This window comes from Acidobacteriota bacterium (assembly GCA_016712445.1).
Lineage (GTDB): Bacteria > Pseudomonadota > Alphaproteobacteria > Caulobacterales > Hyphomonadaceae > Hyphomonas.
The window spans coordinates 2,400,139-2,420,641 of record JADJRB010000001.1 but is presented as its reverse complement, the minus strand read 5'-3'; the positions used below and the strand labels follow the sequence as shown (position 1 = coordinate 2,420,641).

The following is a 20,503-nucleotide window of genomic DNA, read 5'->3' as shown; positions in this document are numbered from 1 at the left end:
CTCACCCCCGCGAACGGCTCATCCTGAGCGAAGTCGAAGGAGAGCCGGGGCTTGCGCTGCGCTGCGTGGCACATCCTTCGACTTCGCTCAGGATGAGCGTTGCGTACTTTGGCAGGTTGATCCCTAAACCCCAGCCTCTTTCCATCCGCCTGCGGAGGTTTGCTGGAAGTAGCGGGTGACGAGGCCGGAGTCCTTGGCGGCCTTGAACTGTTCGCGGGCTTTGGCGCGGGTGTCCCGGTCGCCGTCCTCGAAGATCACCATGCAGCGCTTGAACGGCGCCTCGACCGGCGAGTCCGTGCCGTCCATCAGCACGAGCGCATCCGCGTCATTGGCATTCTTCAGCTTCGCCGACAGCAGCACCGGCTGGCGCGCGGCGTCGAGGCCGGGGGCTTCGGCCTGGCCGTGCGGGAGGAAGGAGGCGTCGTCGAAGGTCCAGAGCGCGGCGTCGAGTTTCGCAAGCCGCTCGAGGTTCGGCGAGACGGCCAGCACTTTCCACCCGGCCTCGAGGCATTTCTGCATCAGCGGCGGCGCCGCCACCTCCAGCGCCGAGCGCGAGAGGTGGTAGAACCACCATTCGGGGCGGATCGTTTCGGTCATCCCTCACTCCGCTCATCCCCGCGAAGGCGGGGATCGGGTATTTCCTGCCGCCCGGGACTCCCGCCTTCGCGGGGGTGAGCGGACTTGGGTATTACTCGTAGTTGTCCGTAATCCACTTCGTCAGCAGGCGCGGGCCGTAGCCGGAGGCCCAGCTCGGATCGGTCGGGGCTTTCTCGCCTTCGACCCAGGCCACGCCGGCGATGTCGATATGCGCCCAGCGCACGCCGTCCTTGATGAAGCGTTTCAGGAATTGCGCCGCCGTGATCGAGCCCGCTGCGCGGCCGCCAATATTGCGCATGTCGGCGAACTTGGACTTGATCAGGGAGTCGTACTCGGAGCCGAGCGGCATGCGCCAGACACGCTCGCCTTCAGCAAGGCCGGCCTTGGTCAGTTCTTCGGCGAGGTCGTCGCTGTTCGAGAACAGGCCGGCATGGTGGTGGCCGAGCGAGATGACGATCGCGCCGGTCAGCGTCGCGAGGTCGACGATGGCTTTCGGCTTGAAGTGTTCCTGCGCGTACCAGAGCACGTCGCACAGCACGAGGCGGCCTTCGGCGTCGGTGTTCTGCACTTCGATCGTCTGGCCGGAGGCCGAGCGGAGGATGTCGCCGGGGCGGATCGCGTTGCCGTCCGGCATGTTCTCGACGAGGCCGATGAGGCCTACGACGTTGACCTTGGCTTTCGCCTGCGCCAGCGCCCGCATCGTGCCGGTCACGGCCGCTGCGCCGCCCATGTCGCCGCGCATCTCTTCCATGCCGGGGCCGGGCTTCAGCGAGATGCCGCCCGTGTCGAAGCAGACGCCCTTGCCGACAAGGATCACCGGATCCTCACCGGCCTTGCCGCCGTTCCATTTCATGATGCCGAGCTGGCTTTCCTTCACCGAGCCCTGGCCGACGCCCAGCAGCGCGCCCATGCCGAGCTTCTTCATTTCCTTCTCGCCGAGCACCTCGACTTCGACGCCGAGCGCCGAGAGTTCCTTGATGCGTTCGGCGAACGAGGCCGGATAGAGGTCGTTCGGAGGCAGGTTGACGAGGTCACGGGCGAGGTAGGTGCCGTCGGTGGCCGCATCGAGCGGGCCGTAGGCCGCCTTCGCTGCTTTCGGGTCCGGCGTGACCACTGTGAGGCCGGACAGGCTCGGCTTCTGGTCGGACTTCAGTTTGGTGAAGTAGGTATCGAAACGATACGCAGCGAGCTTGGCACCCGCCGCGATTCGGGCCGCTGATTCGGCGTCAGGCGCTGCAATCGAGGCGGTCTTGAAACCGCTGGAGGCCACGGCTTTCACAAGGTGTGCGCCGATATTCTCAAGGGTGCGGGCATCGCGCTTCTTGGCCTTGCCGCCGCCCATCAGTACGGCGCGGCGGGCCTCGCCGCCCTTCGGCAGCACGATCAAGGCGTGCTGGCCGGCCTTGCCGTCGAACCGGCCGCCTTCCAGCGCCTCGCTGAGCAGGCCGCCCGAGGCCTTGTCGAGCGCGGCCGCCGCGGCCGGCAGCTTGTCGCCTTCGTCTACGATAAAGGCCGCGATGTCCGCCTTGCCGCTTTCTGCGAATGTAATCTTCATGTGTGGAAACTCCGTTGTGAGCGGAAACTAAGCATCGACGCGCCAAGCGCAACTCGTTAGCAAGGGAAATCACCCGACTTACCCACCTGTTTTTACAGCCAGAGTGTCTGCCGCCCCGCCCCGATGACCAAAATCCAGGCCCATCTGTTCCGTCAGATCCTGCAGGCGGTGGTGATCATCGTCGGCGGGCTCGTCATGATGGCGCTGCTGGCGCAGGGGCTGTCGCGGACCGACCTGATCCTCGAAAACCGCCAGTCGGCGCTGACTTACTTCTATATTGTCATGCTCGGCTCGCCGCAGGTGGTCGCCCTGCTGACGCCGCTGGCCATCTTCGTCGGCGCCGTCTGGTCGCTCAACCGGATCCACAAGGATTCCGAGATCGTGGTGGCGCAGGCCGCCGGGATGACGCGCTGGCAGGTCGCCTCGCCCGTGCTGCGGCTGGCGGTGATGTGCGCCGTGCTGCACCTCGCGGTGAACCTCTGGGTGCAACCCGCCGCGCAGCGCACCATGCGCGAAGCCGTCGCGGTGGCGCGGGCAGACCTCGCCGCCGCCCTGATCCGGCCCGGCCAGTTCACGACGAACGGTGAACGCCTGACCTTCTACGCGCGCGAGCAGGTGAACGGCGAGCTGCGCGGTGTGCTGATCTCCGACATGACGGACCCGGACTATCCGACCGACATCCTCGCCCGTTCGGCGGCGCTGGTCAGCGTGGAAGGCCGCCCGACTTTGCTGCTGCGAGACGCGCTGAGCCAGCAGCTCGATCCGAACCAGCAACTGTCGATCCTCGAGTTCGACCAGTACATGTTCGACCTGACCGAGTTCATGAAGGAAGACTCCGAGCTGATCCTGAAGGCGTCGGACAAATACCTGCACGAACTGTTCTTCGTCGACCGCAAGGACTACTTCCAGAACAAGGAAGCCGACGGCTTCCTCGCCGAAGCGCATGCGCGCCTGACGACGCCGCTGCTCAATATCGTGATGGCGCTACTGGCCATCGTCGCTGTGTTGGGCGGCGACTTCAGCCGGCAGGGTTATTCCAAGCGGATCGGCTTCGCGACCGGCGCCGCGGCGCTGGTCCTGATCGTGCAGCTGGCGCTGCAGTCCGAGGCGGCCAACGATCCGGCGCTGAACGCCGTGCAATGGGCCGTGCCGTTGCTGGTGATCGCCAGCTTGTCCTGGGTCTATTTCGGACGCGGGCGCAATATCGGGAAACGGCCGCCACCGATGGGCGGTGTGCTGATCTCGCGCGATGAGGCGGTTGTCTGATGCCGTTCCTGTCACGCATCCAGACCTATATCCTGAAAGAGTGCCTGTCGGGCCTCATCATGGTGCTCAGCCTGCTGCTGCTGGCGATCCTGATGATCGACGTGGTGGAACAGCTGCGCACCGTCGGCGGCGATGTCAGCCTCAGCCTCGTCAGCGCGCTGCGCCTGTCGCTGATGAAGATGCCGCTGCTGATCGAGCAGACCCTGCCCTTCGCCTTGCTGGCGGCCTGCATGCTCGCCTTCACGCGGCTGAACCGGCGCTCGGAGCTGTCGATCATCCGCGCCAGCGGGCTGTCGGCCTGGCGGTTCCTGACCCCGGTGATCGTGCTGTCGGTCGGCCTCGGCCTGTTCTCTTCCCTCGTGCTCAATCCCTTCGCCGCCCGCCTCACCCAGTCGTTCGAGTTCGAGCGTGCCCGGCTGTTGCAGATCGGGCAGGAGACGCTGGCGGTTGCCGACACCGGCATCTGGCTGCGCCAGGGCGACGACACCAGCCAGTTCGTGATCCACGCCCGCAAGGTGGAAGATTCGGGGCGCACGCTGCGCGACGTGAAGATCATCGAGGAGCAGCGTCTCTATTCCGGCCGCAAGCCAACCAGCGACTTCGCCTTCGTGCGCCGCATCGACGCCGAGAAGGCGACGCTGAACGACGGCTTCTGGCAGCTTGAGAACCTCGTCGAGAACCTTCCCAACCAGCCGCCGGAGCGCAAGGCGAACCTTGCCATCCCGACTTCGCTGGACGCGGTGACGCTGCTCGACAAGTTCGCCTCGCCGAACACGATCGGCTTCTGGGACCTGCCCGGCTTCATCTATGACACCAAGGCCGCCGGGCTCGACGCCTCGCGCTACACGATGCGCTGGTATGCGCTGACGGCGACGCCCATCCTGTTCGTCGCGATGGCGCTGATCGGGGCGCTCGCGTGCCTGCGCCTGCAGCGACTGGGCGGCACATCGCGGCTGCTGGCGACCGGTGTCCTGGCCGCCGTGGACCTCTATTTCTTCACCCAGTTTTCGGCGAGCCTCGGGGCCACAGGCGCCGCGCCGCCGCCTGTTGCGGCCTGGTCCCCGCCCCTCTTCGTGCTGTTCGTGGCCCTCGCTTTCGTCGCCTACCGCGAAGACGGCTGACTCTGCGGCGGCCTTGACAAGGCCTCCCTGCCCGAACCATGTCTGCCGCCCTTGAAGCGGCGTTCCGCAATCCGGGAACCGGTTTTCGGGTAAACGCTGCGACCATGAACTGACTGGGAATCCGCATGAAGCTTGTCGTCGTAGAGTCGCCCGCCAAGGCCAAGACGATCAACAAGTACCTGGGCAAGGACTATAAGGTCCTGGCTTCCTACGGGCATATCCGCGACCTCCCGTCGAAGAATGGCTCGGTCGATCCGGCCAATGATTTCGAGATGGTCTGGGAGGCGGATGCCAAGTCGGCGAAGCGGATTTCCGAAATCGCAGGCGCCCTCAAGGACGCCGACACCCTGATCCTCGCGACCGACCCTGACCGCGAAGGCGAAGCCATTTCCTGGCACCTCGTGGAAGCACTGAAGAAACGCAAGGCGCTTAAGAAAGACGTGCATGTCGAGCGCGTAGTGTTCAACGCCATCACCAAGAGTGCCGTGACCACGGCGATGGAACATCCGCGCCAGATCGATGGCGAGCTGGTGGATGCCTACCTCGCGCGCCGGGCGCTGGACTATCTCGTCGGCTTCAATCTCTCGCCGGTCCTGTGGCGCAAGCTGCCGGGCTCGCGCTCGGCCGGGCGCGTGCAGTCCGTGGCGCTGCGCATCGTGTGCGACCGCGAGAACGAGATCGAACTCTTCCGTCCGCAGGAATACTGGAACATCGCCGCCGAACTGCGCGCGCCGGATGGCACCGCGTTCGAGGCTCGCCTGCACAGCCTGGACGGCGAGACGCTGAAGAAATTCACGCTCGGCAACAAGGGCGACGCCGACCGCGCGCTGGAGATCGTCCGCGCTGGTGGCTACTCGGTCACCTCGGTCGAGGCGAAACCGGTGAAGCGCAATCCGCCGCCGCCGTTCATCACGTCGACCCTGCAGCAGGAAGCGAGCCGCAAGCTCGGCTTCAATGCCAAGCGCACCATGCAGGCCGCGCAGAAACTCTACGAGGAAGGCCGCATCACCTATATGCGGACCGACGGCGTCAACATGGCGGAGGAGGCTTATGCCGCCGCCCGCCAGATGATCCAGTCCAACTACGGCGCGCGCTACCTGCCGGAAAACACCCGCCGCTATTCGTCGAAGGCGAAGAACGCGCAGGAGGCCCACGAGGCCGTGCGCCCGACCGACTTCAACCTGCGCCCCGAAGACTATCGCGGCGACGGCGACCTGATGAAGCTCTACACGCTGATATGGCGGCGCGCGGTGGCCTCGCAGATGGAAACGGCGCTGTTCGAGCGCACGACGATCGACCTCACCTCGAAGGACAAGCGCGCGGGCCTGCGCGCGACCGGCCAGGTTCTGGTGTTCGACGGCTATATCAAGCTGTACACGGAAGGTCATGACGCCGGCGACGACGATGACGAGGCCGAAGGCCGTCTGCCGAAGATGACCGAGGGCCAGCATGCCGACCTCGTGAAGGCCGACGCCAACCAGTCGTTCACGACGCCGCCGCCGCGCTATACCGAAGCCTCGCTGGTCAAGCGTCTTGAGGAACTCGGCATCGGCCGGCCCTCGACCTACGCCTCCACCATGTCGACGCTGGAAGACCGCGGTTATGTCCGCGTTGAAGGCAAGGCGCTGGTGCCGGAGGACAAGGGCCGGCTGGTCACGGCCTTCCTTGAGAATTTCTTCGCGCGCTACGTGGAGTATGATTTCACCGCCGGGCTCGAGGAGAAGCTGGACGTCATCTCCGACGGCAAGCTCGACTGGAAAGCCTTCCTGCGCGATTTCTGGACACAGTTCGCCAGCGACATCGACGGCACCAAGGACCTGCGCGTGACGCACGTGCTGGACGCGCTGAACGAAGCGCTCGGCGCGCACGTCTTCCCGCGCCAGGACGCTGACGGCAACCCGATCGAAAACCCGCGCCTGTGCCCGCTGTGCAAGGAAGGCGAGCTGTCGATGAAGCTCGGCAAGTTCGGCGCCTTCGTCGGCTGCTCGCGCCATCCCGAATGCAAATACACGCGCCAGTTCTCGGGCGACGGCGATGCGGCGGGGATCAATCCCGACGGCAACGAGATCGGCATCCACCCCGAGAAGGGCGTGATGATCCTGCTGAAGTCCGGCCGGTTCGGCCCCTATGTCGAGATGGAGAATGGCGAGAAGCCGAAGCGGGCGAGCCTTGCCAAGTCTGACAGCCCCGACACGCTGACGCTGTCGCGCGCGGTCGAGCTGCTCAGCCTGCCGCGCGAGATTGGTCCGCACCCGGAAGATGGCGAGATGATCCTCGCAAACTTCGGCCGGTTCGGGCCTTACGTGCAACATGGCAAGACCTATGCGAACCTGAAGGACCCGACCGAGGTGTTCTCGATCGGCATCAACCGCGCAGTCGACCTGATCGCCGAGAAACGCGCCCGCGCAGCTGCCGGCGGCGGACGCGGCGGCGCGCAGGCGCTGAAATCTCTGGGCGAGCATCCGGACGGCGGCGCGGTCGAAGTCTTCGCCGGCAAGTACGGCCCGTATGTGAAGTGGGGCAAGGTCAACGCCACCCTGCCGAAGGACATGGCGCCGGAGACCGTGACGCTGGAAGCCGCGCTGGAACTGGTGAACGCCAAGGCTGGCAGCGGCACGGGCAAGAAAAAGGCTGCGCCGAAGAAGGCAGCGGCGAAAAAGCCTGCCGCCAAGAAGAAAGCGCCCGCGAAGAAGAAGCCGGCAGCGGAGTGATAGCCCGGAGACGCGCGGCCCCTGCCTGCAAGGCACAGCCGGCGTAACCAATTGGTAATCCCCGCGCGGAATAGACCTGCGCTCGAGTTGGGAGTAGTGTTCCCGCCGGTCTCTTGAGGGGCGACGTCATGGTCCGCATCCGGTACTCACATGCGCTGCTCGGCGGCGTTGCGGTCGTCGCTGCGGCCTGCGCGACGACGGAAGCGGTGAAGACTACGCCGCCGCCGGTTGCCGAAACGCCCGCGCCCGCCCCGCCAAAGCCGGAGCCCAGCGTGTTTTCGGATACGATGTCAGTCTGCCCCGGCATGACGGTCGCCAATCGTCCGGCCACGGACGCAGACCTCGTGATCGCGCCTTTTTCACCCTTCGTCACGGTTGACGGCAAAGTCACGCTCGCGGTCGCGCCGGTCGCCGATGGCTGCTTCTCCTCGGGCTTCGGCCCGCGCAGCTTCTCTAACCACAAGGGCATTGACTATTACAGCTCCGCCCCGGTCGACGTGTATGCAGCGGGCGGCGGCACCGTGAAGGAAAAGACGTACCGGGACGATTTCGGCAACATGCTGGTGATCGACCATGGCAATGGCGTGTTCACACGCTATGCCCACCTCGACTCTTTCGCGCCCGGCCTCGCCGAAGGCCAAAAGGTCGCCGCCGGCAAGGTGATCGGCGTGATGGGCAACACCGCAAGCTACAAGATCCCGCGCCACCTGCACTACGAAATGCTGACCGGCGAATGGGGCGCCCAGGCGAAGTCGTTTGCGCTCACTGCCATCGACCCGATGAAACAGCCGACGGCGGGCACAAGAAGCTGACGTATGCGAATTGATTCCAACGAACTACGGCTTTCAACCAAACTTCAGACTTTCGTCTTCCTAAAGATATTTCCTGCGCTAGGCGCACTTTTGCTTCTGTCGTCGCTTGTTTGTGCTGCCCATTCAATCTCGCTTGGATTGCCTGCAATTATTCAAATTGATGCGAACAGCGCGGCGGGTTCCGCAGGTGCATTCGCCGCCGGTAGCGGTCTCTTTTTCGCAATCAACCAATACTATCGATCTGAACTCGTCCACCGCTCGCAGAGAGCACTCGACGCAGCTTGCCGCGGAGTCGAACGAGCATGGTTAGTGATCGACTCCGACGCGCCGACCCGAAATATTGCTTGGGTGAATGCGGCGCGCTTGTTACTTCGAGCTCAACATTTATCGAAGTCCATTACCGAGGAGTATCATGAGCGGGAGTGGCGGCTGTTCACCGAGGAATGGAAGATAAAGTTTCTGCCATTCTTGAGCAACTCGCACGAATATTACTTTGGGCTTCCCTCTTCGGACCCCGTGGTTCCTGCTACCAAGATTGAAAAGACAGACATCGACAGTATCGCTGAGAGGTCGGTGGTCGAGACATCTCTAGAAATAGATGGCTATTCATCGACTCTACACGCGAACTCATTTGTCAGCGAAAGGGCGATTCGGGTGATATTCGAATTTACTGAGATATACGACCACAATGACGACCCTTTGAACAACACTCGCGGTTTCTTAGACGACGGAATGACTCAAGTTGAAAACCGGCACCTGTTGGGTCTGCTCGCGTATCTGAAAATTCGGCTGCGCTATCTGTTCATTGGTGAGGAAGTGCGCGAACGCTCAAAACTCAACGATTGAGCTTTTGGCACCGCCGGGAGATGGGCCCTCAGACCGGCTTCGCCGGTCGAGGGTGACGCGCATCAAGAGCGTGCAGAAGGAAAAACACTTTCCCCAAGCATTCCGCCGCGAACTCCCCTATATGCGGCCACATGAGCTTTCCTGACCGCCAGACCGTCCTCGATTTCCTCAAGGAACACCCCGAAGCCACCTCCAAGGCCGATATCGCCAAGGGCCTGAAGGTGAAGGGGCGTGAGCGCGCCGTGCTGCGCGAAGTGCTCGAGGAGCTGGAGCGCGAAGGCAAGCTGGAGCGCACCGGCAAGCGGAGTTTCGCGCAGGCGGACCGCCCCCCGCCGAGCGGTCTGGTCGAGTTCACCCGCCAGACCCGCGACGGCGACCTGATCGGCCAATGCGTCGGCGACAATGGCCTGTTCGGCCCGGAACTCGTCTATGGCGGGCCCTCGGGCAAGAACCGCAGCCGCGCGCCGGCCAAGGGCGACCGCGCAATCTGCAAGATCGCCGGGCGCGACAATGGCGAATGGCGCGCCTATGTCGTCACGCTGCTGGAAAAGCGCGTCAGCGACAAGATCGTCGGCCTCTACGAGCGCACGGCGCATGGCGGGCGCGTGACGCCGGCAAGCCGCAAGGAGCGCCGCGAATTTCTGATCCAGGAATCCGACCGCAAGGGCGCCAAGGACGGCGACCTCGTCGTCGCCCAGCCGAAGCCGCAAGGCCGGCGCCAGTATGGCCCGGCGCTCGGCATCATCACCGAAGTGATCGGCCACATCACCGATGCGCGCTCGGCCAGCCTGATCGCCATCCACGCCAATGACATCCCGGTCGAATTTCCCGACGCCGTGATCGAGGAAGCGAAGACCAAGAAGCCCGCCGATGTTCCGCGTACGGACCTGACGCGCGTGCCGCTGATCACTATCGACCCGCATGACGCCCGCGACCATGACGACGCCGTCTATGCCGAAGAACTGGAAGACGGCTGGAAGGTCATCGTCGCCATCGCCGACGTGTCCGCCTATGTCACCGAAGGCTCGGCCCTCGACAAGGAAGCCGAGAAGCGCGGCAACTCGACCTACTTCCCCGACCGCGTCGTGCCGATGTTGCCGTTCGAGCTGTCGGCGGACGCCTGCTCGCTGCGCGAGGGGGAACTCCGCCCATGCCTTGCGGTGGAGATGATCTTCAACAAGGACGGCAACAAGCGCAGCCACCGTTTCTTGCGCGCCAACATGCGCTCGGCGGCAAAGCTCGCCTACGAGGAGGCGCAGGCCGCCATCGACGGCAAGCCGGGCGGCAAGGCCGGCGACATCCTCGAGACGGTGCTGAAGCCGCTCTGGGGCGCCTACACCGCCGTCGCGAAAGCGCGCGACCAGCGCAGCCCGCTCGATCTCGACCTGCCGGAGCGCCGCATCCAGTTCGACGCCGAAGGCGAGATCACCGGCATCACGACCAAGGAACGCCTCGAGGCCCACCGCCTGATCGAGGAGTTCATGATCCAGGCGAACGTCGCGGCCGCCGAAACGCTGGAAGAAAAGAAGAGCCCCGTCGTCTACCGCGTCCACGACACGCCGTCGGACGCGAAGATCGCGGCCTTTGCGGACTTCCTGCAGACGATCGACATGAAGTGGAATATCGGCGAACGTCCGCAGACGCACAAGTTCAACAAGCTGCTCGCGGAAATCCGGGGCGGCGACTATGAAGGCATGATCCAGCAGATGGTGCTGCGCTCGCAGGCGCAGGCGATCTATTCGGAAGAGAACCTCGGCCATTTCGGCCTGAACCTTGCCAAGTATTCCCACTTCACCTCGCCCATCCGCCGCTATGCCGACCTCGTGGTCCACCGTGCACTGATCACCGCCCACGGCTTTGGGCCGGATGGCCTTTCGGAACGCTCTGCCGCCCGGCTGGAGGAAATCGCCAGCCACATCTCGATGACCGAGCGCCGTTCGATGGCGGCCGAGCGCGACGCGACCGATCGCTACCTCGCCATCTTCCTCGCCGACCGCGTCGGCGCGGAATTCGAGGGCCGCATCACCGGCGTCACGCCAGCGGGCCTGTTCGTGGCGCTGGCGGGCAGCGGGGCGGACGGTTTCGTGCCGATCTCGTCGCTCTCCGAGGATTACTGGATCCACGACGAGGCCGCCATGGCCGTTTATGCGCGTGGCTCGGGCAAGACCTTCTCGCTCGGCCAGATCGTCCGTGTACGGCTGCGCGAAGTGACGCCGCTGCAGGGCGGCCTGCTGCTGGAGATGATCTCCGACCCGATGCCCGCCCCCGCCGGACGGCGCGAAGCGCGCAAGGCGATCACGCGGGAGAAAGGGGCGCCGCGCAGCCACCGCGGCCCGCCCGGCAAAGGCCCGCCGCGCAAGGGCAAGCCCAAGTTCGACAAGCGCTCGCTGCCGAAAGGCGCCGGCAAGAAAAAGCGGCGTTAGGCCCTCACCTCCCATTGCTGCGCAATGGGCCCCTCCTCTCCCGCAGTGTGGGAGAGGGGTTGGCGCCGCCTCTTACCCCTCTCCCGCCTCGCGGGAGAGGAGGGACCCGCGCCCGCAGGGCGTGGGAGGTGAGGGTGGTGACCCAACGTCATGGTGCAGTGCGCCTTGCAATCGCCATTCTGGCATCAATGATGTCGTTCATGCTGAACACGGTTTTTGACAAGGATGAGGACGGCGTCGCGGTCACCCGGGGGGTGCCCAGCCTGCGCCCGCGTGACGCCGCAACGCTGATCCTGGTGCGCCGCGACCAGACGCAGCCGCGCGTGCTGATGGGCAAGCGGGCGGGCACAAATGCCTTCATGCCCGACAAGTATGTCTTCCCCGGCGGACGTGTGGATCCCAAGGATTCCAAGGCGATCGCCTGGGAGGAGCTTCGCCCCGAAGTCGAGGCAAAGCTGCGCATCCAGTCGCGCCGCATTCCGCGCGCCTTTGCGCTGACGGCCATCCGCGAGACCTTCGAGGAGACCGGCCTGATCGTGGGGCGGTCAGCCGAAATGCCCGATGCAGCACCGCCCGGCTGGGAAGAATTCCACAGGCTGGACCTGGTCGCGAACCTGTCGCCACTCGTCTTCATCGGCCGCGCCGTGACCCCGCCGTCCCGGCCCCGGCGGTTCGATGCGCGCTTCTTCATGGCCGAGGCCGAACTCGCCCTGATCGACGAGCGCCCGCCGGTTGACGGGGCCGAACTGTCAGACCTCCAATGGGTGACGCTCGCCGATGCGATGAAACTCGACCTGCCCTCGGTGACCCGCTTCATGTTGGGCGAAATCGGCGAGCGGCTGGCCAAACCCGACGAGGAGCACCGCCCGCCCTTCCTGCGCTGGAGCCGGAGTGGCCACGCCACCGACCGGCTGTAACAGTGCAGCGCGCCGGATGGCTTGACTTTGCCGGTCCACCCCGCCAATAAGCGCCCTTTCGAGATACACCCCTAGCCTCAAGCGAGCCGTCCCATGGCAAAACCCGCCACTATCAAGATCCGCCTGAATTCGACGGCAGATACCGGCTTTTTCTACGTGACGAAGAAAAACCCGCGCACCATGACCGAGAAGATGGTGAAGCGGAAATACGATCCGGTTGCGAAAAAGCACGTCGATTTCAAAGAAGGCAAGATCAAGTAAGATCCTGTTCCTTCTGGGAATTTCTGGAAACCCGCGCCCCTTCGGCGCGGGTTTTCGCTTTTGGGGACCTAGACCTCTGCCCGCTCCTGCAGGTGCCGGATGCGGCGCAGTCTGGGGAAGATGACGATCGAGGCCGCCGCGATGCCCATCGCCGCGAATCCGCCTGCCACGACGGTGAACACAGGTCCGGTCAGGGCCGCCATGAAGCCGGCCCGGGTCTCGCCGAGTTCGTTGGAGGCGCCGACGAAGATCGAGTTCACCGCGTTGACCCGCCCGCGCACCTCATCCGGCGTCCAGAGCTGCAGGATGATCTCGCGGACATAGACCGAGATCATGTCGAAGGCGCCGACGCACATCAGGGCGGCGATGGAGAGCCAGGCGAGCGTGGAGGCCCCGAACACGGCAGTCGACAGGCCGAACATCGCCACGGCGCCGAGCAGGATCCAGCCGGCATGGTCCCGGATCGGGAAGGCCGTGATGAGGGCGATGGCAATGATCGCGCCGATGCCCGGCGCGGCGCGCAGCAGGCCGAGGCCCGCCTCGCCGACATGCAGGATGTCGCGTGCATAGATGGGCATCAGCGCCACAGCCCCGCCGAGCAACACGGCGAAGAGGTCCAGCGAGATCGCGCCGAGCACGACCTTGTCCTTCCAGACATAGCGGAACCCGCCGAGGATGCTGGCGAGCGAGGGCGGCTCGCGCGAGACAACCTGGTTGGGTTTCGGGATCGAGAAGATCAGCGTGGCGGCAACCGCCAGCAGCGCCGTGGCGGTGCCATAGGCGGCTTGCGGCGAGAGACCGTAGAGCAAGGCGCCGACCACCGGACCGGCGATGGACGCCATCTGCCAGGACGAGGTGATCCAGCCGACCGCGTTGGGGAAATCTTCGCGCGGTACGAGGTTGACCGCGAGGCTTGTGGCCGCCGGCCCGTAGAAGGCGCGGGCCGTGCCGAGCAGGGTGAGCAGGCCGAGGATGTAGACGGGCTCGAAATGCCCATCGAGGACGTGCACGAGGATGCCGGCCGCGACCGCCATCATCACCAGCGCGCCGACGCCCATCACCATGCGGCGGCCGAGGCGGTCGGCGGCGTTGCCGGTGACCACGACCAGCGACAGCGCCGGCAGGAACTGGACGAGGCCGATCCAGCCCAGCAGCGCCGGATTGCGGGTGACATCATACATCTGCCAGGCGACCGCCACCGAGACGATCTGCACCGAGAAGGATGTCAGGAAGCGCGAGAGGAAATACCGCGCGTAGGAGGAGTGCCGGAAGGCCGCGAATCGGGTGGACATGCTGGGGCGGCCTGCAATCAAACGCTTACCGGCCTGTCGCGCGATGACGGGGGCCTGTCAATCAGGCGGCGATGCTCTCGACCCGGTTGCGGCCGCCGGATTTGGCCTGGTAGAGCGCCGTGTCGGCGCGGTTCAGAAGCTCGGCCATCGTATCGTCCGGCCCGAGCAAGGATGCGACGCCGGCGCTGACCGTGACGGCGACCTGCCTGGTATCGCTGAGCACATTGAACGAGTCGGCGGCAATCGCCCGACGCACCCGTTCCGCTGCCGCGCAGGCGAGTTCGCCCGGCGTCTCCGGAAGTATGACGAGGAATTCCTCGCCGCCGGGACGGCAGGCGACATCCATCGGGCGCACATTGTGGCGCAGGCGGTCGGCGAGTTCCTGCAGCACCTCGTCACCGGCCTGGTGACCGAGCGTGTCGTTGATGCGCTTGAAGTGGTCGATATCGAGCATCATCACCGACAGCGGCTTTCCGCCCTTCACGGCGCGGTGCATGAACTGCTGCAGCTGGTTGGTCATGTAGCGGCGATTGTAGAGACCGGTGAGCTGATCGATGACCGACAGCTCGAGGCCGCGGTCGACCCGCTCGCGCAGGATCTCGACATACCGTGTACGGCGGGTCTGCGTGCGCACACGCGCCACCAGTTCCTGCGCATCGATGGGCGCCATGATCATGTCGCTGGCGCCGATCTCGAGTCCCTTGACCGCCTTGGCGCGCTCCAGCGGATCACAGATCAGCAGGATAGACACGGCGCGGGTCACGTCATTGGTCTTGAAGTGGGCGCAGAGTTTCAGCGGATCGAAGCTTTTCGACAGCAGCGAGACGAGCAGCACATCGGTGCGCTCAGTCGCAAGCTCGCCCATGTTGCCGGACTCCAGCAAGGTCATCACCTTGTGGCCATGCTCGCGCAGCACGTTCGCCGTGCGGGCGGAGGTGCGCGGGTTGTCATCGATCAGGAAGACGCGGGCGGGCTGGTCGATCTCGTCGCTGGCCGAACCATCGACTGCGCCGACTTTCAGGCCGCTCGCTTCGCGCTGGCGCAGTTCGGACGTCACCGCATTGTAGCGCATCAGGGCATTGACGCGCGATGTGAGCAGGAAGTCGTCGACCGGCTTGGTGAGGAAATCCTCCGCCCCCGCATCAAGTCCGCGCACGCGGTCTTCGGCGTCGCTGAGCGCCGTGACCATGACGACCGGGATATGGTTCGTGGCCGGATTGGCTTTCAGGCGGCGGCAGACTTCATAGCCGTCCATGCCCGGCATCATAACGTCGAGCAGGATGATTTCGGGCTTGTGCTCGTTCGCCATCTCGAGCGCCTGCGGGCCGCTGCTGGCGAGGAGCACCGAATGGTACTGTGCTTCAAGCTTGGCGGCGAGCAGCTTGCGGTTCGCTTCGATGTCATCGACGACGAGGATCCGTGCGCTCATGCCGGCTCCTTCGGCATCAGCGCTTCCACCGCCCGGATGAAGGATGCGATCTGGATGGGTTTGGACAGGTAGCCTTCGCAGCCGGCTTCGCGCACACGCTGTTCGTCCGTACGCATGGCAAAGGCGGTCACGGCCAGCACGGGAATGTGGGCGACCTTCTTGTCGTCCTTGAGCCAGCGCGTGATGTCGAGACCCGACACTTCCGGCAGCTGGATATCCATGATGATGAGGTCCGGCAGCTCCTTGCGGGCGATCTCGACCGCTTTGGCGCCGTCGCGGCACTGGAAGGTCTTGAACCCGTAGGCCCCCAGCAAGTCACAGAACAGGCGCATGTTGAGGTCATTGTCCTCAACCACCAACACTGTCCTGGAATGCTCTTTGGTCATACGGCCCGAATTTGCTGACGATTCGCGCGGATGCTGATCCGCGATTTTCAGTTATACTGTCAAAAGTTAACACGTGTTTGAGCCGGTCTGGCGGCAGGTTTCGGGCAAGCAATGCGGAAGGCGGACGAATAGCGACATGGCAAGCCTTTGCCGCGACTGCCTCACTGTAAAGACAGGGGATTTTGACCGGTGCCCGGCCTGCGGGCGGTTGCGTGTCGTCAGTCACCCGGCCCTGCTCTCCCTGTCGATTGCGCATGTTGATTGCGATGCATTCTATGCAGCAGTCGAGAAGCGGGACAATCCGGCGCTTCGTGACAAGCCCTTAATCGTTGGCGGCGGCACGCGCGGGGTGGTGACGACCTGCTGCTACATGGCGCGGCTGTACGGAGTGCGCTCGGCCATGCCGATGTTCAAGGCGCTGAAGCTGTGCCCTGAAGCGGTCGTGGTTCCGCCCGATTTCCGCAAGTACCATGAGGCGGGCCGGGCCATCCGTGCGCGGATGGATGCCCTGACACCGCTGGTGCAGCCGGTCTCGATCGACGAGGCTTACCTGGACCTTGCCGGCACCGAGCGCCTGCACGGTGTGCCGCCGGCGGCGAGCCTGGCACGCCTCGCGCTGGATGTGGAAGCGCAGGTGGGCGTGACCGTGTCGGTGGGCCTGTCCGCCAACAAGTTCCTCGCCAAGACCGCGAGTGAACTCGACAAGCCACGCGGCTTCGCCGTGCTGGCACCCGAGGATGCCGAGGCGTTCCTTGCCGACCAGCCGGTGAGCTTCCTGCACGGCGTCGGGCCGAAATTTGCCGAATCGCTGAACCGCGACGGGTTCCATACGGTCGCCGACCTTCAGCGTGCGGATCTCAAGGACCTGATCCGCCGGTATGGCGAGACCGGTGAATGGCTGAAGAAGTGTGCGCATGGCCGCGACAACCGGAAGGTCAGCCCGCACGACGACCGCAAATCGGTCTCCAGCGAGACGACCTTCTTCGAGGACACCGCCGACCTTGCGGTGCTGGAGGACCACCTCTGGCGCCTCAGCGTGAAGACCGCTGACCGCGCGAAGGCCGAGGGCGTGGTGGGCATCGTGGTGACGCTCAAACTGAAGACAGCCGACTTCAAGCCGGTGACGCGGCGCCTCTCGCTGCACGCGCCGACGCAGCTGGCGCAGGAAGTGTTCCGCACGGCGCGGCCCTTGCTGGCGAAGGAGGTGACGGGGCGTGTGCGCTACCGGCTGATCGGGGTTGGCCTGTCCGGCCTCTCGCCGCACCATGCCGACAGCGTCGACCTGATCGACCCGAAGGTGGCCAAGCGCGCCGCAGCGGAGCGGGCTTCCGACAAGGCACGGGCGAAGTTCGGCCGCAACGCGGTGATCACCGGCCGGGCCGCCCGGATGGCGAAGAAGGACGAGGGCTGACTCGCGCGGCGCCGCAGGCTAGGACGGACGCCAGACAGATGAGGGAGCCTTTCCATGTCCACGCCCGAAGAGAACCTTGACCGTCTCGGCATCGTGCTGCCGGCGCCGATGAAGCCGGTGGCGACGTACGTGCCCTTCGTGATCACCGGCAACCTGCTCTACGTCTCCGGCCAGGTGAGCGCGACCGCGGACGGGCGCATCCTAGGGCGCCTTGGCGAGAACATGGAACTTTCCGCCGGCCAGCACGCCGCGCGCATCTGCGGCATCAACCTGATCGCCCAGTGCAAGGCTGCCGTGGGCGACCTGTCGCGCATCAAGCGGGTGGTGAAGCTCGGCGGGTTCGTCAACGCGGCGCCGGACTTTGTCGACATTCCGCAGGTGGTGAACGGCTGCTCGGACCTGATGGTCGAAGTGTTTGGCGAAGCGGGCAAGCATGCGCGCTCGGCGGTCGCCTGCCCCACCCTGCCGCTGGGCGTGGCGGTGGAAGTGGACGGCGTGTTCGAGATCGCGTGACCGATGGCCGAGCGGTTTGACCTCAAGGGTTTCGCCTATGCCCATCGCGGGCTGTGGCAGCAGGCCGGGCCGCCGGAAAACTCGCTCGGTGGTTTCCGCGCGGCGGCGGCAGCGGGGCTCGGCATCGAGTTTGACCTGCGCCCTTCGGCGGACGGCGAGGCGATGATCTTCCACGATTCGCTGCTTGACCGGATGACACCGGCGAGCGGCGTTTTCGAACAGCGGGCGGCGGCGGAGCTTGCCTCCATCGCGCTTACGGGGTGGGACGAGCGGATACCCTGCTTCGAGGACCTGCTCGCGTTCTGGCCGGCGCACCTGCCGCTGCTGTGCGAGATGAAGATCGACGGATCGACCGACCCGGCGGCGTTCGCCCGGCGGATTGCGGCGCGGCTGGCCGACTGGCCGGGGCGGGCGGCGGCGATGAGCTTTTCCGAGGCGGCGGTGCGCGCGCTGCCCGCCCGCCTGATGCGGGGCCAGCTGGTCCTGCCGGCGGTTCAGGCGGGCGAAGACGTTTTCACGCAGACCGCGAAGCGGGCGCTGGCGGACGGCATCGACTATCTCGCCGTGCATCATACCGATACGGCGCGTGCGGCGGCGTTACTTGAGGGCGCGGCGACGCCGTTCGTGGTGTGGACGATCCGCAACGAGGCCGATCTGGCGGCGGCGCGGACTTACAATCCGGCAATTATCTTCGAGCATATCGACCCGGCGGGCGCGGCGCCCTAAATTGGCGGGATGGATGCCTCCCTGCCCCGCCTCAGCCAGGTCAATTCGATGTCGGCCGTTGATCCGGCGGCGTGGAACGCGGTCGCCAATCCGCCGGGGCTGGCCTACGACCCGTTCCTGACCTGGGAATTCCTGGACGCGATGGAACGCTCCGGCGCCGCAACACCGCGGACCGGCTGGCGGGGCGCGCATGTGCTGGCGCACGATGCCGGCGGGCGGCTGCGCGGGGCGATGCCGATGTGGCTGAAGAGCCACTCGCGCGGCGAGTTCGTGTTCGACCAGAGCTGGGGCGAGGCCTGGGAGCGCGCGGGCGGATCGTATTATCCCAAGCTGCTGTCGGCGGTGCCGTTCACGCCGGTGACCGGGCGGCGGCGGCTGGTGGCGCCGGGGCCGGACGAAGCGCTCTACAAGTCCGCGCTTTTGCAGGGCGCCTTCCAGATGGCGATGGAGATGGACCTGTCCTCGCTGCACATCAATTTCATCGAGGACGCCGAAGTGCCGGCGCTGGAGGCGGCGGGCTTGCTGATCCGCACGGACCAGCAATTCCACTGGAAGAATGACGGGTACGGATCATTCGGTGATTTTCTCGCGACGCTGTCTTCCGACAAGCGCAAGAACCTGCGCAAGGAGCGCGCGAAGGCGCAGGAGGGGCTGGAGTTCCGGCACATCACCGGCGACGCGATCACCGAGGCGCATCTCGACCGGTTTTTTGATTTCTACATGGACACTGGCAGCCGAAAATGGGGCTCGCCCTACCTGACGCGGGCGAGCTTTTCGCTGCTCCGTGAACGGATGGCGAAGGACCTGCTCTTCATCTTCGCCTATGAGGACGGCGAGGCGATTGCCGGGGCGATGAACCTGATCGGTTCGGAGACGCTGTATGGCCGCTACTGGGGCTGTATCGACCAGCGGCCGATGCTGCATTTCGAGACCTGCTATTACCAGGCGATCGACTTTGCGATCGCGAACGGCCTGAAGACGGTGGAGGCCGGCGCGCAGGGCGGGCACAAGCTGGCGCGCGGCTATGGCCCGGTGCTGACCCATTCGGCGCACTGGATTGCCCATGCGGGCTTCCGCGCCGCTGTGGCGGACTATCTCGAGCGCGAACGCGCGGCAGTGGACGCCGATTTCGACTACCTCAAGGACCGCACCCCGTTCAGGAAAGGCGAATGAGCGGGGCAGTTGTCATCCGGAGATGTGCCAGCGCGGAAGAGGCGGCCATCATCTCCGCGCTGCTGAACGATGCCGGAATCGCGGCAAGCCTCGAGAACTGGCACCACGCGATGATCGATTGGGGTGTTTTGCAAGCACTGGGAGGTGTGGGTGTGCGGGTGCCCGCCGACCGGCTGCGAGAGGCGCAAGCAGCGATCATTGACTATGCGGAGAGCGCAGACGAGCGACTGCGCGTCGACTTTCCGGATCTTGAGACGACGCCCTCGAAGCCGAAGCGGTTTCGCCAATTCGTGCTGACGGGATATTACACCGGTCTGCTGCTGGTGCCCCTCATACTGCTTTTCATGCTGATCGAGGTGGTTGCTCAGGTTCGTGCTGTGTCTGCTGACGGCGGGTTCGGTTGGGAATTGCTGGGCGCGCGCCTGGCGGAAGCCGATTGGGTACTTCTGCTGGGGTACGTGGCATTTTCAGCCATGTGGTTCCTTGTGCCACTCGTGATTTTTGTGTTCCTTGCGCGCCAGTTCCTTTCGCGGCGCGCAAAAATGAAAGTTGCCTCATGACCCTTCACGCTCCCTACGACCCCGCCAATATCTTTGCGAAAATCCTGCGCGGCGAGATGCCGAGTGTGAAGGTTTTCGAGGATGAGGTGGCGCTCGCCTTCATGGATGTGTTCCCGCAAGTGGAGGGGCATACGCTGGTGATCCCGAAGGCGGTTGAGGCGCGCAACCTGCTCGACATGCCGGAGGACGAGCTGGGCGCCTATATGCTCCGCGTGCAGAAGGTGACGCGGGCGGTGGAAGCCGGGCTGAAGCCGGACGGGGTGCGCGTGATGCAGTTCAACGGCGCGCCCGCTGGTCAGACGATCTTCCACATTCACTTCCACATCCTGCCGATCTTTGACGGCGTTAAACCCGGCGCGCATGCCAGCGGCGGTATGAAGAGCGCCGCAGACCTGGAGCCAATTGCGGCGAAGATCCGCGCGGGATTCTGAGGCATTTTTCCTAAAGCGGTAGCAGGCCCTCACCTCCCACCGCCTTCGGCGACGCCCCCCCCTCTCCCGGAGG

Annotated in this window: 19 protein-coding genes; 14 read left to right on the top strand and 5 right to left on the bottom strand. The window is 65.0% G+C overall.

The window, feature by feature from the left end:
- Nucleotides 1–123: 123 nt before the first annotated feature.
- Together IPK75_12310 and IPK75_12305 are read right to left on the bottom strand one after the other, a co-directional pair.
- Nucleotides 124–597 (bottom strand): DNA polymerase III subunit chi, encoded by a 474-nt coding sequence (locus IPK75_12310; GenBank protein MBK8199140.1) that lies wholly within the window; start codon nt 595–597, stop codon nt 124–126.
- Between the two features lie 91 nt (nt 598–688).
- Nucleotides 689–2,152, bottom strand: a complete 1,464-nt coding sequence (locus IPK75_12305) for a leucyl aminopeptidase (protein MBK8199139.1) — start codon at nt 2,150–2,152, stop codon at nt 689–691.
- Between the two features lie 123 nt (nt 2,153–2,275).
- Here IPK75_12305 and IPK75_12300 point away from each other — a divergent pair, with 123 nt between their 5' ends.
- The 8 genes from IPK75_12300 to rpmG all read left to right on the top strand — a co-directional run bounded on the left by IPK75_12300 (nt 2,276) and on the right by rpmG (nt 12,509).
- Nucleotides 2,276–3,418: an LptF/LptG family permease gene (locus tag IPK75_12300; GenBank protein ID MBK8199138.1), complete on the top strand. Its 1,143-nt coding sequence runs from the start codon at nt 2,276–2,278 to the stop codon at nt 3,416–3,418.
- The gene (locus IPK75_12295; GenBank protein MBK8199137.1) at nt 3,418–4,539 is read left to right on the top strand and encodes an LptF/LptG family permease; all 1,122 of its coding nucleotides are present in this window, start codon (nt 3,418–3,420) and stop codon (nt 4,537–4,539) included. The genes IPK75_12300 and IPK75_12295 overlap by 1 nt, the downstream gene beginning before the upstream one ends.
- Before the next feature lie 125 nt (nt 4,540–4,664).
- Nucleotides 4,665–7,250 carry a type I DNA topoisomerase gene (topA, locus tag IPK75_12290; protein MBK8199136.1) on the top strand — a complete coding sequence of 862 codons (2,586 nt, stop codon included), beginning with the start codon at nt 4,665–4,667 and terminating at the stop codon, nt 7,248–7,250.
- Between the two features lie 128 nt (nt 7,251–7,378).
- Nucleotides 7,379–8,062: a M23 family metallopeptidase gene (locus IPK75_12285; GenBank protein MBK8199135.1), complete on the top strand. Its 684-nt coding sequence runs from the start codon at nt 7,379–7,381 to the stop codon at nt 8,060–8,062.
- Between the two features lie 3 nt (nt 8,063–8,065).
- A complete protein-coding gene (locus tag IPK75_12280) occupies nt 8,066–8,908 on the top strand; it encodes a hypothetical protein (protein MBK8199134.1) in 843 nt (280 codons plus the stop codon).
- Between the two features lie 131 nt (nt 8,909–9,039).
- Nucleotides 9,040–11,331 carry a ribonuclease R gene (gene rnr, locus IPK75_12275; GenBank protein ID MBK8199133.1) on the top strand — a complete coding sequence of 764 codons (2,292 nt, stop codon included), beginning with the start codon at nt 9,040–9,042 and terminating at the stop codon, nt 11,329–11,331.
- 200 nt (nt 11,332–11,531) lie between these two features.
- The gene (locus tag IPK75_12270; protein ID MBK8199132.1) at nt 11,532–12,248 is read left to right on the top strand and encodes an NUDIX domain-containing protein; all 717 of its coding nucleotides are present in this window, start codon (nt 11,532–11,534) and stop codon (nt 12,246–12,248) included.
- Between the two features lie 93 nt (nt 12,249–12,341).
- Complete coding sequence (gene rpmG / locus IPK75_12265) at nt 12,342–12,509, top strand: 50S ribosomal protein L33 (protein MBK8199131.1); 168 nt, start codon at nt 12,342–12,344, stop codon at nt 12,507–12,509.
- A 68-nt stretch (nt 12,510–12,577) separates the two neighbouring features.
- Here the strand turns inward: rpmG and IPK75_12260 are convergent, their stop codons facing one another.
- The 3 genes from IPK75_12260 to IPK75_12250 all read right to left on the bottom strand — a co-directional run bounded on the left by IPK75_12260 (nt 12,578) and on the right by IPK75_12250 (nt 15,616).
- Nucleotides 12,578–13,801, bottom strand: a complete 1,224-nt coding sequence (locus tag IPK75_12260; protein MBK8199130.1) for an MFS transporter — start codon at nt 13,799–13,801, stop codon at nt 12,578–12,580.
- A 61-nt stretch (nt 13,802–13,862) separates the two neighbouring features.
- Complete coding sequence (locus IPK75_12255; GenBank protein MBK8199129.1) at nt 13,863–15,230, bottom strand: PleD family two-component system response regulator; 1,368 nt, start codon at nt 15,228–15,230, stop codon at nt 13,863–13,865.
- The gene (locus IPK75_12250) at nt 15,227–15,616 is read right to left on the bottom strand and encodes a response regulator (GenBank protein MBK8199128.1); all 390 of its coding nucleotides are present in this window, start codon (nt 15,614–15,616) and stop codon (nt 15,227–15,229) included. The genes IPK75_12255 and IPK75_12250 overlap by 4 nt, the downstream gene beginning before the upstream one ends.
- A 136-nt stretch (nt 15,617–15,752) precedes the next feature.
- Here IPK75_12250 and IPK75_12245 point away from each other — a divergent pair, with 136 nt between their 5' ends.
- From IPK75_12245 to IPK75_12220, 6 genes are read left to right on the top strand one after another with little or no spacing between them, the layout of a single operon-like run.
- Nucleotides 15,753–17,027, top strand: coding sequence for a DNA polymerase IV (locus tag IPK75_12245; protein ID MBK8199127.1), 1,275 nt, complete (start codon nt 15,753–15,755; stop codon nt 17,025–17,027).
- A gap of 54 nt (nt 17,028–17,081) precedes the next feature.
- A complete protein-coding gene (locus tag IPK75_12240) occupies nt 17,082–17,540 on the top strand; it encodes a RidA family protein (GenBank protein ID MBK8199126.1) in 459 nt (152 codons plus the stop codon).
- A 3-nt stretch (nt 17,541–17,543) separates the two neighbouring features.
- Entirely contained in the window at nt 17,544–18,266 is a 723-nt protein-coding gene (locus tag IPK75_12235) for a phosphodiesterase (protein MBK8199125.1), read from the top strand.
- Nucleotides 18,267–18,275: 9 nt separating this feature from the next.
- Nucleotides 18,276–19,439: an N-acetyltransferase gene (locus IPK75_12230; GenBank protein MBK8199124.1), complete on the top strand. Its 1,164-nt coding sequence runs from the start codon at nt 18,276–18,278 to the stop codon at nt 19,437–19,439.
- Entirely contained in the window at nt 19,436–19,999 is a 564-nt protein-coding gene (locus IPK75_12225) for a hypothetical protein (protein ID MBK8199123.1), read from the top strand. Before IPK75_12230 ends, IPK75_12225 begins: the two co-directional genes overlap by 4 nt.
- Nucleotides 19,996–20,430, top strand: coding sequence for an HIT family protein (locus tag IPK75_12220; GenBank protein MBK8199122.1), 435 nt, complete (start codon nt 19,996–19,998; stop codon nt 20,428–20,430). The genes IPK75_12225 and IPK75_12220 overlap by 4 nt, the downstream gene beginning before the upstream one ends.
- Nucleotides 20,431–20,503: the final 73 nt, after the last annotated feature.

What these genes read in the sequence shown, in the direction of transcription:
- IPK75_12240 (MBK8199126.1), top strand. Translation starts at nt 17,082, where the DNA reads ATGTCCACGCCCGAAGAGAACCTTGACCGTCTCGGCATCGTGCTGCCG.
- IPK75_12310 (MBK8199140.1), bottom strand. Translation starts at nt 597, where the DNA reads ATGACCGAAACGATCCGCCCCGAATGGTGGTTCTACCACCTCTCGCGC.
- IPK75_12295 (MBK8199137.1), top strand. Translation starts at nt 3,418, where the DNA reads ATGCCGTTCCTGTCACGCATCCAGACCTATATCCTGAAAGAGTGCCTG.
- IPK75_12260 (MBK8199130.1), bottom strand. Translation starts at nt 13,801, where the DNA reads ATGTCCACCCGATTCGCGGCCTTCCGGCACTCCTCCTACGCGCGGTAT.
- IPK75_12305 (MBK8199139.1), bottom strand. Translation starts at nt 2,152, where the DNA reads ATGAAGATTACATTCGCAGAAAGCGGCAAGGCGGACATCGCGGCCTTT.
- rnr (MBK8199133.1), top strand. Translation starts at nt 9,040, where the DNA reads ATGAGCTTTCCTGACCGCCAGACCGTCCTCGATTTCCTCAAGGAACAC.
- IPK75_12225 (MBK8199123.1), top strand. Translation starts at nt 19,436, where the DNA reads ATGAGCGGGGCAGTTGTCATCCGGAGATGTGCCAGCGCGGAAGAGGCG.
- IPK75_12270 (MBK8199132.1), top strand. Translation starts at nt 11,532, where the DNA reads ATGCTGAACACGGTTTTTGACAAGGATGAGGACGGCGTCGCGGTCACC.
- IPK75_12285 (MBK8199135.1), top strand. Translation starts at nt 7,379, where the DNA reads ATGGTCCGCATCCGGTACTCACATGCGCTGCTCGGCGGCGTTGCGGTC.
- rpmG (MBK8199131.1), top strand. Translation starts at nt 12,342, where the DNA reads ATGGCAAAACCCGCCACTATCAAGATCCGCCTGAATTCGACGGCAGAT.
- IPK75_12300 (MBK8199138.1), top strand. Translation starts at nt 2,276, where the DNA reads ATGACCAAAATCCAGGCCCATCTGTTCCGTCAGATCCTGCAGGCGGTG.
- IPK75_12250 (MBK8199128.1), bottom strand. Translation starts at nt 15,616, where the DNA reads ATGACCAAAGAGCATTCCAGGACAGTGTTGGTGGTTGAGGACAATGAC.
- IPK75_12235 (MBK8199125.1), top strand. Translation starts at nt 17,544, where the DNA reads ATGGCCGAGCGGTTTGACCTCAAGGGTTTCGCCTATGCCCATCGCGGG.
- IPK75_12245 (MBK8199127.1), top strand. Translation starts at nt 15,753, where the DNA reads ATGGCAAGCCTTTGCCGCGACTGCCTCACTGTAAAGACAGGGGATTTT.
- IPK75_12220 (MBK8199122.1), top strand. Translation starts at nt 19,996, where the DNA reads ATGACCCTTCACGCTCCCTACGACCCCGCCAATATCTTTGCGAAAATC.
- IPK75_12230 (MBK8199124.1), top strand. Translation starts at nt 18,276, where the DNA reads ATGGATGCCTCCCTGCCCCGCCTCAGCCAGGTCAATTCGATGTCGGCC.
- IPK75_12280 (MBK8199134.1), top strand. Translation starts at nt 8,066, where the DNA reads ATGCGAATTGATTCCAACGAACTACGGCTTTCAACCAAACTTCAGACT.
- IPK75_12255 (MBK8199129.1), bottom strand. Translation starts at nt 15,230, where the DNA reads ATGAGCGCACGGATCCTCGTCGTCGATGACATCGAAGCGAACCGCAAG.
- topA (MBK8199136.1), top strand. Translation starts at nt 4,665, where the DNA reads ATGAAGCTTGTCGTCGTAGAGTCGCCCGCCAAGGCCAAGACGATCAAC.